Origin of the sequence: Streptomyces sp. NRRL F-5727, from assembly GCF_000719555.1 — a bacterium.
Lineage (GTDB): Bacteria > Actinomycetota > Actinomycetes > Streptomycetales > Streptomycetaceae > Streptomyces.
Window position 1 is genome coordinate 1 of sequence record NZ_JOGX01000079.1, and the last position, 16,859, is coordinate 16,859.

The 16,859-nt window shown below is 72.4% G+C and carries 14 protein-coding genes; 6 read left to right on the forward strand and 8 right to left on the reverse strand.

The genetic code is table 11. From position 1 onward, the window contains the following. The first annotated feature begins 2 nt into the window (after positions 1 to 2). From IF73_RS0133150 to IF73_RS0133170, 5 genes are all read left to right on the forward strand, one after another. On the forward strand, positions 3 to 1,310 hold the full coding sequence (locus IF73_RS0133150) for an aspartate aminotransferase family protein (RefSeq protein ID WP_037881282.1): 1,308 nt from the start codon (positions 3 to 5) through the stop codon (positions 1,308 to 1,310). Between the two features lies 1 nt (position 1,311). Next, entirely contained in the window at positions 1,312 to 1,785 is a 474-nt protein-coding gene (locus tag IF73_RS0133155) for a type II toxin-antitoxin system RatA family toxin (RefSeq protein ID WP_051717555.1), read from the forward strand. An 86-nt stretch (positions 1,786 to 1,871) separates the two neighbouring features. Beyond that, entirely contained in the window at positions 1,872 to 2,714 is an 843-nt protein-coding gene (locus IF73_RS0133160; RefSeq protein WP_199806764.1) for an SDR family oxidoreductase, read from the forward strand. Beyond that, positions 2,711 to 3,370, forward strand: coding sequence for a sterol desaturase family protein (locus IF73_RS0133165; RefSeq protein WP_051717557.1), 660 nt, complete (start codon positions 2,711 to 2,713; stop codon positions 3,368 to 3,370). Before IF73_RS0133160 ends, IF73_RS0133165 begins: the two co-directional genes overlap by 4 nt. Before the next feature lie 196 nt (positions 3,371 to 3,566). After that, a complete protein-coding gene (locus tag IF73_RS0133170; RefSeq protein ID WP_078868391.1) occupies positions 3,567 to 4,790 on the forward strand; it encodes a nitric oxide synthase oxygenase in 1,224 nt (407 codons plus the stop codon). Here the strand turns inward: IF73_RS0133170 and IF73_RS0133175 are convergent, their stop codons facing one another. The 7 genes from IF73_RS0133175 to IF73_RS0133210 all read right to left on the reverse strand — a co-directional run bounded on the left by IF73_RS0133175 (position 4,791) and on the right by IF73_RS0133210 (position 14,882). Further along, positions 4,791 to 5,666, reverse strand: a complete 876-nt coding sequence (locus IF73_RS0133175) for a sterol desaturase family protein (protein ID WP_031014293.1) — start codon at positions 5,664 to 5,666, stop codon at positions 4,791 to 4,793. A gap of 4 nt (positions 5,667 to 5,670) precedes the next feature. Continuing rightward, positions 5,671 to 6,426, reverse strand: coding sequence for a helix-turn-helix transcriptional regulator (locus tag IF73_RS0133180; RefSeq protein ID WP_063833502.1), 756 nt, complete (start codon positions 6,424 to 6,426; stop codon positions 5,671 to 5,673). A gap of 394 nt (positions 6,427 to 6,820) precedes the next feature. Further along, positions 6,821 to 9,172 (reverse strand): sialidase family protein, encoded by a 2,352-nt coding sequence (locus IF73_RS0133190; RefSeq protein ID WP_031014297.1) that lies wholly within the window; start codon positions 9,170 to 9,172, stop codon positions 6,821 to 6,823. Then, positions 9,169 to 9,375, reverse strand: a complete 207-nt coding sequence (locus IF73_RS0133195) for a hypothetical protein (protein WP_031014300.1) — start codon at positions 9,373 to 9,375, stop codon at positions 9,169 to 9,171. The genes IF73_RS0133190 and IF73_RS0133195 overlap by 4 nt, the downstream gene beginning before the upstream one ends. Positions 9,376 to 9,783: 408 nt before the next feature. Continuing rightward, positions 9,784 to 12,090 carry a beta-L-arabinofuranosidase domain-containing protein gene (locus IF73_RS0133200; protein WP_031014301.1) on the reverse strand — a complete coding sequence of 769 codons (2,307 nt, stop codon included), beginning with the start codon at positions 12,088 to 12,090 and terminating at the stop codon, positions 9,784 to 9,786. A gap of 859 nt (positions 12,091 to 12,949) precedes the next feature. Beyond that, entirely contained in the window at positions 12,950 to 13,621 is a 672-nt protein-coding gene (locus IF73_RS0133205; protein WP_031014303.1) for a GntR family transcriptional regulator, read from the reverse strand. Positions 13,622 to 13,697: 76 nt separating this feature from the next. Beyond that, the gene (locus tag IF73_RS0133210; RefSeq protein WP_031014306.1) at positions 13,698 to 14,882 is read right to left on the reverse strand and encodes a CaiB/BaiF CoA transferase family protein; all 1,185 of its coding nucleotides are present in this window, start codon (positions 14,880 to 14,882) and stop codon (positions 13,698 to 13,700) included. Positions 14,883 to 15,064: 182 nt separating this feature from the next. Between IF73_RS0133210 and IF73_RS0133215 the strand changes: the two genes are divergently transcribed. Continuing rightward, positions 15,065 to 16,249: an acyl-CoA dehydrogenase family protein gene (locus tag IF73_RS0133215; protein ID WP_051717559.1), complete on the forward strand. Its 1,185-nt coding sequence runs from the start codon at positions 15,065 to 15,067 to the stop codon at positions 16,247 to 16,249. A gap of 58 nt (positions 16,250 to 16,307) precedes the next feature. On the opposite strand, the gene IF73_RS0133220 is transcribed toward IF73_RS0133215, so the two are convergent. Then, positions 16,308 to 16,811 (reverse strand): FBP domain-containing protein, encoded by a 504-nt coding sequence (locus IF73_RS0133220; protein ID WP_031014309.1) that lies wholly within the window; start codon positions 16,809 to 16,811, stop codon positions 16,308 to 16,310. Positions 16,812 to 16,859: the final 48 nt, after the last annotated feature.

A 16,859-nucleotide genomic window follows, 5' to 3' on the forward strand; every position in this document is an offset into this window, starting at 1 on the left:
AGCTGACGCTCCCCGCCCCCGCCCCCGCCCCCGCCCCCGTCGCGCCCCCGGCCGCCGTCCACGCGTCGGCCGCGGAGGTACTGGGCGTCTACCGCCGCCACCTGAGCAAGGGCCGGGCCCGCCTGGCCTCGCTGACCGGCGCCGCCATGGAGGTCGCCTCCGAGGGCAGCCGGGTGTGGGACGCGGACGGCAAGGAGTACCTGGACTGCGGCGGGTACGGGGTCTTCCTCCTCGGCCACCGGCACCCCCGGGTGGTGGACGCCGTCGTCGAGCAGATCCGGCGGCATCCGATGGCCACCCGGCTGCTCCTGGAGCCGGCCGCGGCCACCGCGGCGGCCGCGCTCGCCGCCGTCACGCCGCCCGGCCTGGAACGGGTCCACTTCGTCAACTCCGGGGCCGAGGCGACCGAGACCGCGATCAAACTGGCCCGCGCGCACGGCAGGCACCGGCTGATCTCCGCGACCGGCGGCTACCACGGCAAGACCACCGGCGCGCTCGCCGTCACCGCCAAACCCCTCTACCAGGACCCGTTCCGCCCGTTGCTGCCCGCCGAACACGTGCCCTACGGCGACGCCGACGCCCTCGAACGGGCGCTCGCCGGCGGCGAGCCGGCCTGCGTCATCCTCGAACCCGTGCAGGGGGAGGGGGGCGTGGTCGTGCCGCCGCCCGGCTACCTCACCCGCGTGCAGCGGCTGTGCGCCGAACACGGGGCGATGTTCGTCCTCGACGAGATCCAGACCGGCCTCGGCCGTCTCGGCACCTGGTGGGGCGCCGACACCGAGGACGTACGGCCGGACGTGCTGCTGGTCGGCAAGAACCTCAGCGGCGGCGTGATCCCGGTCGCCGCCGCGGTAGCCACCCCGCAGGCGTACGCGCCGTTCGACAAGGACCCGTTCCTGCACACCTCCACCTTCGCCGCCTCTCCCGTCGCGATGGCCGCCGCCGCGGCCGCCGTCGCCGCGATCCGGGACGAGGGCCTGGTGGAGCGGGCCCGCACCCTGGGCGAGGACCTGCTGGACCGCCTCCGCTCGGCGCTGGCGCCGCTGCTCGGCGGCGCGGTGGTCGACATCCGCGGCCGCGGCCTGCTGCTGGGCATCGAGCTGTGCGACGAAGGCGCCGCCGGCGAACTCGTCCTGCACCTCCTGGAGTCGGGGCTGCTGGTCAACCACTCCCTCAACGCCCACCGAGTCGTACGCCTGACCCCGCCGGCCGTGCTCACGCCCGCCGACCTGGACCGGATCACCCGCGCCTTCACCGCCGCCGCCACCGCCCTGGCCCGCACCACCGCCTCCACGAAGGGGAGATGCTGACATGCCCGAGGTGACCCTCGACGCCCTCGTACCCGACGCGACCGCCCCCGCCGTCTTCGAACGGCTGCGGGACTTCGCCGCCTACCCCAAGTACACCGACGCCGTGCGCGAGGTGACCGTCACCGACACCGGCGGCGACACCCTGGACTCGGACTGGTCGGTGAACTTCCGCAACGGCATCCTGTGCTGGTCCGAACGCGACCGCGTCGACGCGGCCGGCCTGACCATCGAATTCACCCAGACCGAAGGCGACTTCGACCAGTTCGACGGCGCCTGGACCGTCCACAGCCACGACGACGACGCGGTCACCGTCCGGTTCACCGCCCGCTTCGACCTCGGCATGCCCAGCCTCGCCGCGATCATCGACCCGATCGCCTGCCAGGCGCTCATCGAGGCCATCGGCCTCATCCTGCGCGGTCTGCTGGGTGAGCACATCACCCTCACCGCGTCCGAGGCCGAACCCGTGGGCGCGTAGGCCGCGGCGCACGCCCCCTGACGACCGCGCCCTCCGCGTCTCGTCCGACACAGCCCGAACCGACCACCCTTCTGGAGGCTTCCACCGTGCCCAGGGACATGCGCAACAAGATCGTCGCCATCACCGGCGGCAGCCGCGGCATCGGCCGCGCCACCGCCGAGCAGTTCGTCGCCGTCGGCGCCAAGGTGGCCATCGGCGCCCGCGACCACGAGTTCGCCGCCAAGGCCGCCGCCGAGATCGGCGCCCGCGCCTACCCGCTGGACGTCACCGACCCGGCCAGCGTCCAGGCGTTCTGGAAGGCGGTCGAGGCCGACCTCGGCGACATCGACGTCTTCGTCAACAACGCCGGCGAGATGATCGTCGGCCCCTTCGAGAAGGAGTCCGACGAGGACACCGCCCACCAGCTCGGCGTCAACCTCCTCGGCACCCTCAACGGCATGAAGACCGCGATCGGCCCGATGCGCCGGCGCGGACGGGGCCACATCATCAACATGGTCTCCGCCGTCGGCATGATCGGCCTGCCCGGCTGCGCCACCTACTCCGCCGCCAAGCACGGCGTCGTCGGCCTGTCCGAAGGCGTACGCGCCGAACTGCGCGGATCCGGCGTGGACCTGTCCATCATCCTGCCCATCCCCGCCCAGACCGAACTCACCTCCGGCGTCGGCAAGGGCCGCTTCGTCCCGCTGCTCACCCCGGACGACATCGCCAGGGCCGTCCTCCGCACGGCCCGCCGCCCCGTCTACAACCGGTACGTGCCCGGCTGGACCAACCCCGTCACCCGCTCCCTGTTCCTGCTGCCCCAGCCCTGGCGGGACGCGATGGGCCGCTTCCTCAAGGCGGACCAGCTGCTGCGCACCACCGACTACCAGGCCCGCATCGCCTACGAGACGCGGGTGAAGGCCCCCACCGTGGAAGGAGCCGGGGCGTGAGCTCCGAGACACCCGCCCGCCCCGGCACCTACAAGGGCGCCGTCCGGCGGGGCACCGCGCCCGCCGTCGTGGGCCCGCGCTGGCTCGACCACCTGATCCACGTGCACCCGGTCACCACCGTCGCGATGTTCACCCCGGTCATCGCCGTCTGCGTCTGGTTCTCCCTCGGCGACGCCGGCGGCTGGCCGCTGGCCGGATGGGCGGCCGCCGGGTACCTGACATGGACGCTGTCGGAGTACTGGGGACACCGCATCGTGCTCCACTACGAGCCCGAGAAGGGCTTCGGAGCACGCCTGCACTACATCCTGCACGGCGTCCACCACGACTACCCCACGGACCCGCGCCGCTCCATCCTGAGCCCGCTCCTCAGCATCCCGATGGTCGGGGGCACGATCTACCTTGCCTCCGGCCTCGGCTCACTGCCGCTGACCTTCGGCGCCGGCTACACCTTCGGCTATCTCACCTACGACCTGTTCCACCTCTACCTCCACCTCGCCACCCCCAGGAGCCGGCTCATGCGGCACCTGCGCTCCCTCCACATGCGCCACCACTTCCGCGACGACACCAAGGGCTTCGGCATCTCGGCCCCGTACTGGGACGAGCTGTTCGGAACCTCCATCGCCCGGCAGGCGCGCTCCGGCGACCTGGGCGCCTGAACGGCACCGCCGGCCCGGCGGCCCGGCCCCTTCGCCGGCGCGGGCGCCCGGGCGGCAGACGACCCCACCCCCGACGTCGTCGATGCCCTCCGCCCGGGCGCCCGCGTCCACCATCGCGTCACGCTCACCGCTCACCCGCACCAGCCCGCCTTCGCACGGCCCGCTGACGGAGCCGAGCACCACCCGCGAGGAACCCATGAACTCCGAAACGCTTCTGGCGCGCATCTACACCCTCGACACCACAGCCGACGACCCGGTCCTGCCGGCTCCCCTCCCCGAGCCGTCCGGCGGACCGCACCCCCGCGCGGCCGACGCGGACGAAGCGGAGGAGTTCGTACGCCTCCACCACGGCGAGCATCCGGACCAGCCCGTCCCCCTCACGACGCGCCTGCGGCAGATACGCGAGGAGATCGACGAGACCGGGACCTACACCCACACCTCCGACGAACTCGTCTTCGGAGCCCGCGTCGCCTGGCGCAACTCCAGCAGGTGCATCGGCCGGCTGTACTGGAAGAGCCTGCGCGTCCTGGACCGCCGCCGGGCCTCCACCGCCGAGGAGCTGCACCGGCACCTGTGCGACCACCTGCGCCAGGCCACCAACGGCGGTCGCATCCGGCCGGTCATCTCCGTCTTCGCCCCCGACACTCCCGCGCGCCGGGCCCCGCGGGTGTGGAACGACCAGCTCATCCGCTACGCCGGCCACCGCCAGGACGACGGCGCCCTCGTCGGCGACCCCGCCTACGCGGACTTCACCGAAGCCGTGAAGCGCCTCGGCTGGCAGGCGCCCGGAGGCGCCTGGGACGTCCTGCCCTGGGTCGTCGAGACCGACGGGGACGGACCCCGGCTGTTCGACGTCCCCCGGGACCTCGTCCTCGAAGTCCCCCTCACGCACCCCGACCGCCCCGACTTCGCCGACCTCGGCCTGCGCTGGCACGCCGTCCCGGCGATCTCGAACATGCGGCTGAGGATCGGCGGCGTCGACTACCCCCTCGCGCCCTTCAACGGCTGGTACATGGGCACCGAGATCGGGGCGCGCAACCTCGTCGACACCGACCGGTACGACCTGTTGCCCGTCATCGCCGAGCGCCTCGGCCTCGACACCGGCAGCGAGACCACCCTCTGGCGCGACCGCGCCCTGGTCGAACTCAACGTCGCCGTGCTGCACTCGTTCACCGAGGCCGGCGTCAGGATCAGCGACCACCACACCGAGTCCCGGCACTTCATGACCCACGTGGCCAGGGAGGAGAAGCAGGGCCGCGGCGTCCCCGCAGACTGGAGCTGGATCGTGCCGCCCGTCTCGGGCGGCATCACCCCGGTCTTCCACCGCTACTACGACGACGCCGACCAGCGCCCGAACTTCTACCTCGACGACGACGCCAGGGCCCGCGGCAGGGGCGGCTGCCCCTTCGGGCACGGGTGACTATCCGTCGCCGGTCCCCGAGGTGCACGCGCCCCGCTCACGGAACGGCTCCGACAGCTGGGCCAGATAGCCCGACGGATAGCCGGGCTTGGCCGCGATGCCCAGATCCGCGCTGGAGAAGCGCCGGCCGGGGTCGAAGCAGTACGTGCCGAGCATCCGGTCCCACACCAGCGTGAACAGACCGAAGTTGACGTCGCCGACACCGGCCCACTTCAGGTGGTGGAAACGGTGACCCTCGTTGAGCGACAGCACGTACCGCAGGGGCCCGACCCGGTAGTCGGCGTTGGAGTGCTGCAGGAGCAGCTGGACGGCCACGGCCAGGGACAGGGCCGCCGCGACGTCCACCGGCATGCCCGCGACCAGCAGAGGAGCGACACCCGCGGCCAGCTCCACGCTCTGGTGCAGGGGATGCTTCATCAGTCCGTTGAAGCCGTAGAAGCGCTTCACCGAGTGGTGCACCGCGTGGAACCGCCACAGCAGGCCCACCTTGTGGCTCGCGAAGTGGACCAGGGCGATGCCGGCGTCGGCCACGAGCACCGCCGACAGCACCTGCAGGGCGAACGGCCACGACGAGGGCCACACGTCCACGACCGTCACGACGGAGGCGAGCACCGGCAGGGCCGCGACGCTCGCGAGGATCAGTGCCTCGTTCACGACCGCGTGGACGACGTCCCGGCGGCGATCGGCCATGGGGGCGTTCCACTCGACCGCATAGGGCAGGAGGCGCTCGGCCGCGAACGACGCCGCCACGGTGGCGCCGAGCAGGGCGAGCAGCCACCCCTTCGACGCGCCGGCGGCCACGAGCGCGATGCCCGCGCCGTTCACGCCGACCAGCAGAAACGGGACGTATCCGTACCGGATGAGGTTGCCGACCATGGCGTCAGGGTGCGCCCGCGAGCCCCGGGCCGCTTGGACGGATCCGCTGCGGACCCGGCTCCCACTGGACGTCACGGAGGAGCTGCGAGGGAGCCATGCCGAACATCTCGTGGACGACCCGGGTGAGGTGCGAGCTGTCGTAGAAGCCCGCACCGCACGCCGCCTGGGTCAGCGTCGCCCCCGAACGCACGAGCTCGATCGCCCGCCGGATCCGGACCCATCGCACGTAGGCCGGGAAGGGCAGCCCGAGTTCCTCGGCGAAGAGGTGTCCGAGCCGGCTGGGCGAGAGGTGCAGCGCCGTCGCCACCTCCTCCAGGGTGACCGGCCCGTGGAGACGGGAGCGGACCCGGTCGATGGCGCGGCCGACCGCCGGATGGGGAGCCGCGGCCGCACGCCCTCCGCCCGGCGCGTCCGGCGGGCACGCGGACTGGACGGCCGCGGCCGTCCAGTCCGTGACGCGATCACCCGGCGCGGTGGGGAACCGTGACCGCAACGCCCGCCCGACGTGCGAATCGGAGTCGTAGTAGGCCACCGTCCCCTGGGCGTCCTCGGCATGCAGGGAGTGCGTGGCCCGGGACGGTATGACGGCCGCCGAGACAGCGAGCCTCCCGCCGTACCGGTCGGCCAGCTCCACGGTGCCGGACCGTACGACCACCACCTGCACCGCCGCGTGGGCATGGGCGTGCGTCGTCCCCAGTCTCCCCCGGAACAGGAGCCGCCCGGCCTCCAGCACGACCGAACCGTCCCAGCGCTGCTCCACCGGCACCCCCCGAGGTCGGTCGGGACACGACGGTCGGCCCCCCTTCGGCCTTCCCGCGCGACGCCCCCGCCGAACGGCGCGTTCCCGCCGGCCGGTCCGGTCCCCGCGTACCGGACAGATGGGCGTCGATACGCGGCGTGCCGTCGGCGCGGGCGTCTACGGCGATGCGCTCGATGGGACCGGGATGGCGTCCTGGCCGGACAGCTACAGGCGCTCGGTGTGTGCGGAAGCGTCCGTGGCGCCGGCCGTCCCGGCCTCGGCGGCCCGGGCCGCCGAGGCCGCGGGAAGCCTTCCGGCGACGGCCGCGCCGACGGCGCCCAGGATCAGAACGCCGCGACGTGACAAATACATGACATCTCCAGGCTTCGAGACCATCGGGGGGAAGAACCGAACCTCACTTCGGGTCGCCGTAGACGACTCCGCGACCGTTCGTCCCGAAGTAGACGCGCCCGTGGATCCGCGGGTCTCCGGTCATGGTGTTGCCGGTCCAGGCGTACTGGTGCCGGTCGTCGTTGATGCGCACCCAGTGTCGGCCCGCGTCGTCGGACCGGAAGATGCCGCGCACGCCGCCGATGCGCGAGCTGGTGTACACGGCGGGGTACGTGGCGCCGGGCGCGGCCTTGCCGAATCCCACGACGTCTCCCTGGTCCACCATGTCGAACCTGGTGAAGGACGATCCGGAGTCGGTCGACCGCCACAGCCCGTAGGGGGTGGGGGTGGTGGGCTTGTCGGTGCCCCCGGCGAGCCAGATGTCGCCCTCGTGGCCCGGCACCGCCTTGAACCGGACGTTCCCCGCGGTGGGCAGACCCGTCGCGGTGGTCGCGTGGAAGCTCGTACCGCCGTCCGTACTGAGGTAGAAGACGCCGGCGTCGTAGGCGTAGAACGTCGACGGGTTCACCCGGTCGGAGCGCACGGGGACCCCCGCCGGCAGCCCCTTCGACGCCGTCCAGGTCGCTCCGTGGTCGTCGGACCAGCTGACCGGCGCGCCGGCCGGCGACCAGACGATCCGTCTGCCGTCGGCGCTGATGGCGACCGCCTGGTCCTCGACCCCGGGCCCGGTCACGCCGGCCGGCTCGCCGCGCGACGGCGTCCAGGTGTTGCCGCCGTCGGTGGAGACGGCGAAGTGCTGCGTCCAGCCGCTGGTGGGGTGGCCGACCCGCACGAGGGTGTGGGGCGCCAGCTCCGCGTAGTCCAGGGCCGGGGTGCCGCCGAAGGTCGGGCTGTCGTACATCGTCGGCGCCGTGCGGAGGTCCGTGTGCCGGAAGCCGCCGACATCGCCCACGCCGGAGAACAGGTGCGCCGCGCCGACGGGCGGGCTGATCACACACAGGACGGCGGTTTCCTCCAGCCCCTGGGCCCGCACGGACAGGTGCACCGTGCCGCCGCTGTCCCAGTCGGTCAGGTTGTCCGCGCCGTAGATCGTCGCGCCGGTTCCGTACATGAAGTGGTCGGAGTCGAACGGGTCGATCTGGACGGATTCCATCATCCAGCCCAGCTTGGGGGCCATCTCGGGCAGCGACGGCGAGGCGTTCCAGGTCAGCCAGGGGGCGGCGGAGATGTCGATGTCGTAGCGCAGGGTGCGCTCGGAGTCCGGGCCCAGGTCCCACGCGCGGGTCCAGCTCGCGCCGCCGTCGGTGGAGCGGAAGAGGAGGCAGTCGGGCCACCACTTGACCTGGGTGGACACCATCAGGGTGTCCGGGTTCTGCCGGTCGATGGTCAGGCCGCTGTAGCCGTACTGGTTGTCGGCGCTGGTGGACGGGACCGGGCTGATGCGGGTCCAGGTGTCGTCGGCGGTGTCCAGCTTCCACACGTCGCCCTTGGAGCCGTCGTACGGGCCGGCCGTGTCACTGGTCGCCAGGTACAGGTAGCCGCCGACGTGGTCGAAGACCGCGTGGTGCGGGATGAAGCCGGTGGGCTGCCCGGGAACGCGTTCCCACGTCCTTCCCGCGTCGGTCGACCGGTACAGGATGTTGTCCTTGTCGGCGACGGTGACGTAGAGGGTCCGGGTGGCCTTCCCCGCTCGGCCGGTGCGCTTGTCGAAGACGACCTGCAGCACGCCCAGGTTGTCGCCGTTGTATCCGTCGGGGTCGGTGGGGTCGGGGACGAAGTCGCCCGCGTTGGGGAAGCCGGTCACCTTCGCGAAGGTCCTGCCGTGGTCGGTGCTGCGCCACAGCCCGTGGCCTCCGCGCACTCCGAGGTAGAGGATGCGGTTGCGGTGGGGGTCGACCACCAGCCGCTCGCCGATGCCCCGGCCGGGCATGTTGCCGCCCAGGCGGAACGGCAGGGGCGTGGTCTTCCAGGTGCGGCCGCGGTCGGTCGAGCGCAGGATCGCCGCCATGCCCGGGTCCCACTCGGGCATGGTGTACGTGCCCGCCGCCAGGTAGACGCGGTCGGGATCGACTTCGTCGGTGGCGACGCTGATGATGCCGGTGTGTCCGTACTCGTCCCAGCCGATCCAGTCGGTGAGCGGGATCCACCGCCGGGACACCGGGTCGAGGCGGTAGGCGCCGCCGATGTCGGTGCGCGCGTACACCAGTCCGGGCTCGCGCTGGTTGAAGACGATGCCCGTGACGAAGCCGCCGCCGACCACCTCGGCGTTGCGGAACGCGTAGGGCGTGTGCCGGACCTGCTCGGCCCCGCGGGCGGATGCGGCGGAGGCGCCGGAGGGGGTGAGCAGGGGGAGTGCGGCCGTGGCCGCGCCTGCGGCCAGCAGCCCCCTGCGGGAGAGACGCGGGGCATGGGTCATGACGGGTCCTTGCCTTTCGGGTGCGGGTCCGTGCGGGGCCCGGGCGCGAGCCGCGGTCCGGCCGACCGGCTCCGGAAGACGATTCCGTGGGCCTCGTCAGGCGCGCCGCCGGTGGCGGACGTGCCGTGGCCGTTCCCGCCGGCGGGCTGCGTGGTGATCGTGGCGCCCAGTGCCCGGGACGCGGGCTGGTCGTCCTCGGTCATGTCGCGGCGGCCCTTCGTCTGCGTCGATCCGACCGGCGGGTCGACGCTGCGTCGTCCGGTGGTCTCGTGTCTGGAGGGCCTCAGCCGACCGAGTCGATGCGCTTCGATGGTCCGGTGAGACTAAGGCCGTCCTTCTGGCGGTGACAACAGGGCGTCAAGGTAACGTTTCGATAACGTAGACGGTCTGGTGAGAGAGCGTAAGCCGCCCTTCACGGCGCTATGGCTTGCGCGACCTGATGTTTTGGGGGACCTGTCGCAGCGGGGGCGCCAGCGCCGGAAGGGCGGCTCGGGGTGGCTGGGTGACCTGTGATGGACGCGCGACTCGGCGTCATGTCGACGTCGAAGCGTTTCGACTGCTTCGTGCCATCGGCTAGAGGCGTACGCCGCCCGCCTCCGGAGTCGCCACGCTCAGTTCCGTACGACGCGCCACCGGTTGTCGGCAGTGCCGTCGTCCGGCGCCTGGACCGCGAACGCGCCGATGGCGGTGGAGCCGTTCGCGATGGCGAGCAGCTTTCCGCTGTTCTCGTTGCGGATCTTGTAGGTGCCGTCTCCCTGGTCGAGCAGCGTCCATCTGTGGTCGGCGGTGCCGTTGTCCGCCCACTGCAGGACGGTCGCGCCGTCCGCCGTGGACATGCCCTGGACGCCGAGCACCCTGCCGCTGTGGGCGTTGCGGAAGCGGAACGCGGCGCCGTCGGCGATCATGTGCCAGTCGTGGTCGGCGGTGCCGTTGTCCGGCCACTGCAGGGCGCGCCCGCCGTCGGCCGTGGACATGTTCTGGATGCCCAGCAGGAGACCGCTGGCCGCGTTGACCAGGCGGAAGGTGCCGCTCGCGTTCCAGTAGACGGTGTAGTTGTGGCCGTGTGCGTCGTAGAACGGGCCCAGCGCGACGGCGGAGCCGTCGGCGGTGGCGGTGAAGGCGAGCGAACTGCTGCCGGTCCGCGTGATCGAGGACGTGTTCAGCGTCGGCAGGGAACTGAGCGCGGCGTCACCGTAGTGGCCGGACAGGACGACCGGGCCGTAGGTGACCGCGGAGACGTTCCTGTCGTCGTTGGCCGCTCGCATGACGATCCGCATGGGCAGGCGGACCGTGACCGTGTCGCCGGAGGCCCAGGAGCGGCTCAGGGTGGCGTAGCTGCCGGGGTCGGTGGCGATGTTCTGTGTGACGCCGTTGACGCTGATGGCGGCCCCGCTGGTCCAACTCGGGATGCGGATGCGCATGGCCCAGGTTCCGCCGACGTTTCCGGTGACCCGCAAGGTGGTGGTGTCGCTGACGGGGTACGACGTGGTCTGGGTGACCGTGATCCCCCGCTCCGACCAGTCGAGCACCGAGGGGACGAACAGGTTCACGATCAGCGTGTTGTCGCTGCGGAAGTAGACGGAGTCCATCAGCCTGGTGTGCATCTCCAGGCCCGTGCCCTGGCAGCACCAGAAGGTGCCGTAGTCGGTGCTCCAGGTGCCGCCGCCCCATGCCGGGCCCACCCCGCGCCGGCCGCCCGGGCTGAGCGGAGTGAAGTAGGTGACGTGGCCGTGGTCGTCGGCCGGGTTCTGCTGGCCGATCATCTGGTTGAGCCAGGCCCGTTCGTAGTAGTCGAACAGCGCGACCCGGTCCGGGTCCAGCGCGAACAGCTCCCGGGTGAGGGTGAGCATGTTGAAGGTGTTGCAGCTCTCGCACGTGTCCCGGTCGAGGTGGCCGGCGATGGCGTTCGGGGCGCGGAAGTGCTCCGCCTGGCTGTTGCCGCCGATGGCGTAGGTGTGCGCACCGACGGTGAGGTTCCAGGCGTTGGTGGCGATGTCCCGGTAACGGGTCGTGCCGGTGGCCTTGTACTCCCGGGCGGCCCCGATCCACTTGGGCACCTGGGTGTTGGCGTGCAGTCCGCTGAGCCGGTCCTGGCCGGACGCCAGCGGGTCGAGCACCGCGGCGTGGTCGAACCGCTGGGCGACGGAGAGCCACCGCGTGTCGCCCGTCTGCTGGTAGAGGTCGGTCAGCACGGCGTTCATGCCGCCGAACTCGGTCTGCAGCATGGACTGCATCTGCTGGCTGCTCAGCCTGCCGGTGCGCCGGTCGACCCATCCGGCCAGGGCGAGCAGGACGTCACGGGCCTGTGCGCTGCCGATGTGGCGCCACACGTCCAGGAGGCCGGCGAGGGTCTTGTGGATGGTGTAGTACGGCACGTTGCCGTTGCTCAGGGTCCGCTGTTCGAGCGCGGTGAAGTCGGACTCGGGGTAGCCGGAGAGGTACCCGGGGCTGAAACCGGCGGCGCCGTTGTTGGCCTGGCAGGCCGCCAGCTCCGCGACCATGTAGGTGGCCTTGTCCCGGCAGACGGTGTCCCCGGTCGCGGCGTACAGCTGGGCCCAGGCCGTGAGGAAGTGCCCCTGGACGTGGGTGCGGAAGGGGAAGTCCGGTGCGTCCCAGCCGCCGACGGCGGCGGCGCCTCTGGTGGAGAGCCGGTGGTTGGCGCGGAAGTTGTACAGGAGCCGGTCGACGTCGACGAACCGCAGATAGTTCCGCGTCCGGTTCTGGTTGTCCAGCCACCGGCTTGCCGTGAGCCGGACCTGGCCGAGTTCGAAGGGGTGTGCCAGGGCCCCTGTGTCGGCCCGTGCGGGAGGAACGGCCGCCTGCGCGGGAGCTGCGCCCATGAGGGATCCTGCGGCAGATGCGGCGACCGTGGCCCCGGCTGCCTGCAGCAGGCGCCGCCTGCTGACGAACGAGGACATCGTGCACCTTTCGATGAAGAGACGGGAACTGCTCGGTCGTTGACACCCGGCCGGACTTCCGCCCCCACGCTCGGGGTCGCCGGCCCGGTGACGCGGTGGAAGGCCCCTCGCCGACGGGAACCCCAGGCGTCGCGGTACGGCGTCGGCGGTCATCCGCACGATCGCCGCGCTGTCCTCCCGTCGAGGACCCCGCCGCTGGTTCGACGTGCCCGGGGCCGGCCCCACCGAGTCGGCGTCGACGGAGCCGGTGCCGTTCGGGTGGGAGGTGGGGAGGCCGACCCGGGCACCGCCGTGGCGGCCCCCCCCAGGGAGCCGGCGGGCGCCGCCGGACAACGCCGACGGCACTCCGGGCTACGGTCCGGCGATCGCGCGGAGCGCCGTGTGGCCGCGGACCACTGCGCCGCCACCTACGCCGGGTCGGGCGTCCGGCGCTCGTGAACCACCGCCACGAGCGCGGCGGCCATGCCGGGCGGGCACCCGAAGGTGCTCGGGGACGTCGAAGTCCGGTGTCCGGGCGCTGGGGCAGGGGAAGGGCTCGCGCCGGTAGAGCGCGCGGTTCGGTGCATGGGGGGTGGGTTCCTTCCGGAGGCGAGACCGCTCTCGCACCACGAATGGTCGATATTCCGAACGTGGGTCGAATTGCCGGACGGGTTCGGTGCCGAACGTAAGAGGCTTCCCGTACGGAAGTCAACGTGTGTGGCGGTGGGGCGAGTTCGCTATCCGGGCGGCGCGAGAAGGTACCGAAAGGTGCTCGCCGGCCAGGTGGTCGGCCCCTGGGCCTGACCTGTCCGCGGTGTCGTCCCGGGTTCCTCCGGCGTACGAGGAGGCCGGGCCGGGGCTTCCGGTGTCTCCCGCTGTCTCAGTCCTCGTGCGGGGGCAGCACCGCGCGCAGTGCCGCCACCGCGTGGGCACGGTGGTCGTCGAGCCGGCGGACGGCGGCGTCCGTGTCGTGCTCGCGGAGGGCCGACAGGACGGCGTGGTGTTCGTGGACGGCCTGGTCGCGGTGGCCCGGGTCGGTGTAGTAGAGGGAGCGGTAGGCGTCGGTGGCGTCCCAGAGCGTGGTGATCAGACGGACCAGACGGGGCATGCCGCAGGCGTCGATCAGCGTGAGGTGGAAGCGGCGGTTGGCCTCCGCCATCGCCGTCACGTCGCCCGCCCCGGCGGCCCGTTCGACCTCGTGCTGGATGTCCTCCAGGGTGGCGACGAGGTCGTCCGGGGCGAGGGTCATGGCCCGGACGACCGCCTCGGTCTCCAGGAGGGCGCGGATGCGGTAGATCTCCTCCAGGTCGGCGAGGGACAGCTCGGCGACGAAGTAGCCGCGGTGCACGTGGTGGACGACCAGGCCCTCGGCCTCCAGGGTCTTGAGAGCCTCCCGGAGCGGAACCCGGCTCACTTCGAGCCGGGCGGCGAGCGCGTCCTGCCGGATGGGCGCGCCCGGGCGGAGCTCGCCGCCCGTGATGGCGCTCCGCAGCTCCGCCAGGACGAACTGCTGGGCCGTCTGGGGCCGTCGCCTCTCCACCGCGCCGCTCATCGATCCGACCTTCCCTCCGCGTCACCTGCGCACCGGCGGCCATCGGCGCCGTCGGTGACGGTCATCTTCCTACGGATCAACGGCCCGCCGCCGAGTTGTCCACAGGCGGGATTCCGGCCAGGACCTCGGCGGTGTGCTCGCCGAGCCGCGGCGGAGCGGACCGGTACGAGGGCGGGGTGGCGCCGAGCCGGACCGGGTGCGCGACCTGGCCGGGGCCGGCGGCCACCTCGGGGAGGCGGGCCCCGAGGCCGAGCCGGTCGGCCAGCTCGAACGCCGCCGCCAGGTCGTTGATGGGCCCGCACGGCACACCGGCCGCCGTCAGCTCCTCGAACCAGGCGTCGGCCGTGCGGCCCGCGAGCGGTCCGGCGAGCTCCGAGGCCAGTTCCTCGCGGTGGGCGACGCGGGCCGTGTTGGTGGCGAACCGCGGGTCCTCGGCCAGCCCCGGCCGGCCGATCCGCTCGCACAGGGCCCGGAACTGGCGGTCGTTCCCGACCGCCAGGACCAGGGGCCGGTCCCGCGCCTCGAAGACCTCGTACGGGGTGATGCTCGGGTGCCGGTTGCCCATCGCGCGCGGGACGACCCCGGCGCCGAGGTGCGCGGCGGCCTGGTTGGTGAGGGCGGAGAGCAGCGAGCCCAGGAGGGAGACCTCGACGCGCTGCCCCTCTCCGGTGCGCTCCCGGTGGCGCAGGGCGGCCAGCACCCCGAGCCCGGCGTGGAGCCCGGTGATGACGTCGACGAGCGCGACCCCCGCCTTCGTGCCCTGCCCGCCCGGCTCGCCGGTGACGCTCATCAGGCCGCCCATGGCCTGCACGAGGAGGTCGTACCCCGGCAGCGCGGCGCCCCCGTCGGTGCCGAAACCGGTCACCGAGCAGTAGACGAGTCCCGGGTTGGTGCGGCGGACCTCCTCGAACCCGAGGCCCAGCTTCTCCATCGTCCCCGGTCGGAAGTTCTCCACCAGGACGTCCGCCCCGTCGACGATCGCCCGCGCCGCGGCCAGGCCGTCCGGATCGGTGAGGTCGAGCGCCACGGACCGCTTGTTGCGGTTGACCCCGAGGAAGTACGTGGCCTGCCCGTCCGCGAACGGCGGGCCCCAGGCGCGGGTGTCGTCGCCGCCGTCCGGCCGCTCGATCTTGATGACGTCCGCGCCGAGATCGGCCAGGAGCATCGTCATGTACGGGCCGGCGAGGACCCGGCCGAAGTCGGCGACGACGATGCCGGACAGGGCGCCGGGGGCGGCCTCCCGGGGGTGATCCGTGTGCATTCCGCGCTCCCTCGGTGGGTGGGCCGGTGGCGTGGGATCCAGGACATCGGAGATTGGATCCAATCCGGACCGTAGGGGCTGCGGGTTGGATTCTCAATACTGGATCCAAAATCCAATCTGCGGCTACGCTTCGGCACGCCACGCCGAGCACGACCCTCGTCACAGCCGCCAGGAGGCCGCCCGTGAAGTCCTCGCCGTCCAGCCCCACCCACCCCCTCGCGCTGCTCGCCGTCGACGGCCTGCTCAGCGACGAGGAGCGGGAGATCCGCGCCACCGTCCGCGCCGTCGCGGACCGCGAGCTGCGCCCGCACATCGCCGGCTGGTTCGAGAAGGGCCAGATCCCGGCACGGGAACTCGCCCGGACGCTCGGCGACCTGGGCGTGCTCGGCATGCACCTGGACGGGTACGGCTGCGCGGGGACCAGCGCGGTGGCGTACGGCCTGGCCTGCATGGAGCTGGAGGCGGTCGACTCGGGCCTGCGCTCCCTGGTCTCCGTGCAGGGCTCGCTCGCGATGTACGCGATCTGGAAGTACGGCTCCGAGGAGCAGAAGCAGCGGTGGCTGCCGAAGATGGCGGCCGGCGAGTACATCGGCTGCTTCGGACTGACCGAGCCCGACGCCGGCTCCGACCCGGGTGCGATGCGGACGAACGCGAAGCGGGACGGTTCGGACTGGATCCTCAACGGCACCAAGATGTGGATCACCAACGGTTCCGTCGCCGACGTCGCCGTGGTCTGGGCCCGGACGGAGGAGGGCGTCCGCGGCTTCCTCGTCCCGGCCGGCACCCCCGGTTTCAGCGCCCCCGAGATCACCATGAAGCTGTCGCTGCGGGCCAGCGTCACAGCCGAACTGGTGCTGGAGGACGTCCGGCTGCCCGCCGACGCGATGCTGCCCGACGCCCGCGGTCTCTCCGGGCCGCTCGGCTGTCTCAACGAGGCCCGTTTCGGCATCGTCTTCGGTGCCCTCGGCGCCGCCCGCGACAGCCTGGAGGCCGCGATCTCCTACGCGAAGGACCGGACCGTCTTCGCCCGCTCCCTCGCCTCGTACCAGCTCACCCAGCAGAAGCTCGCCGACATGTCCGTCGAGCTCGGCAAGGGCATGCTGCTCGCCCTCCACCTCGGCCGGCTGAAGGACGCGGGCGAGATCACGCCCGAGCAGATCAGCGTGGGCAAGCTCAACAACGTGCGCGAGGCCATCGCCATCGCCCGCGAGTGCCGGACCATCCTCGGCGCCAACGGCATCACCCTGGAGTACCCGGTGCTGCGGCACGCCAACAACCTGGAGTCCGTCCTCACCTACGAGGGCACCAGCGAGGTCCACTCGCTGGTCATCGGCAAGGCGCTCACCGGCGAGCAGGCGTTCCGCTGACCCGTCCCGCACGGGAGAGAAGTGGGGGAGGGGCGGCCCGGCCGGGCCGCCCCGGGGCTCAGCCCGCGGTCACGCGCGCGAGGAACGCGTCCAGGTTCCCCATGGCACGCGCCACCCGCTCCGGCACGGACAGGGTCTCCTCGTGGCGCAGCCCGCGCAGCCTGGGGACGCGCTTGCCGCGCAGGTAGAGGGAGCAGGCCAGGTCGGCGCAGACGTAGACGCCGACCGTGTTCCCCTCCCGGCCGCGCGCCCCGGCCAGCGGGGCCGCGAGCAGCGTCACGCCCGAGGAGGCGTGCCCGGTCAGGCAGATCTGGCACATGCTGGTCTTCACGGCGCTGGTCCGGCCCGTCGCCGGCACCCGCAGGGTCACCCCCAGCGGGCCGTCCTCCCGGCGCACCACCAGATGGGCCCGCAGCGGCGCCCCCGGATCCACCCACCCCAGGAAGTCCAGGTCCTCCCAGGGCGTCTCGGCGAAGTCCAGCGGCAGCTTCAGCCGCGCGGCGTCCCCCTTCGTCGCGTTCACGAACGACGAACGGATCTCTTTCTCAGTCAACGGTTCCACTCGTTGGACCGTACAGGCAGTTCCGCGGGCCGGGCATCCGGATATTTC

Coding starts and splice junctions, on each gene's coding strand:
- IF73_RS0133155 (WP_051717555.1), top strand. CDS start 1,312: ATGCCCGAGGTGACCCTCGACGCCCTCGTACCCGACGCGACCGCCCCC.
- IF73_RS0133170 (WP_078868391.1), top strand. CDS start 3,567: ATGAACTCCGAAACGCTTCTGGCGCGCATCTACACCCTCGACACCACA.
- IF73_RS0133175 (WP_031014293.1), bottom strand. CDS start 5,666: ATGGTCGGCAACCTCATCCGGTACGGATACGTCCCGTTTCTGCTGGTC.
- IF73_RS0133190 (WP_031014297.1), bottom strand. CDS start 9,172: ATGACCCATGCCCCGCGTCTCTCCCGCAGGGGGCTGCTGGCCGCAGGC.
- IF73_RS0133195 (WP_031014300.1), bottom strand. CDS start 9,375: ATGACCGAGGACGACCAGCCCGCGTCCCGGGCACTGGGCGCCACGATC.
- IF73_RS0133200 (WP_031014301.1), bottom strand. CDS start 12,090: ATGTCCTCGTTCGTCAGCAGGCGGCGCCTGCTGCAGGCAGCCGGGGCC.
- IF73_RS0133205 (WP_031014303.1), bottom strand. CDS start 13,621: ATGAGCGGCGCGGTGGAGAGGCGACGGCCCCAGACGGCCCAGCAGTTC.
- IF73_RS0133210 (WP_031014306.1), bottom strand. CDS start 14,882: ATGCACACGGATCACCCCCGGGAGGCCGCCCCCGGCGCCCTGTCCGGC.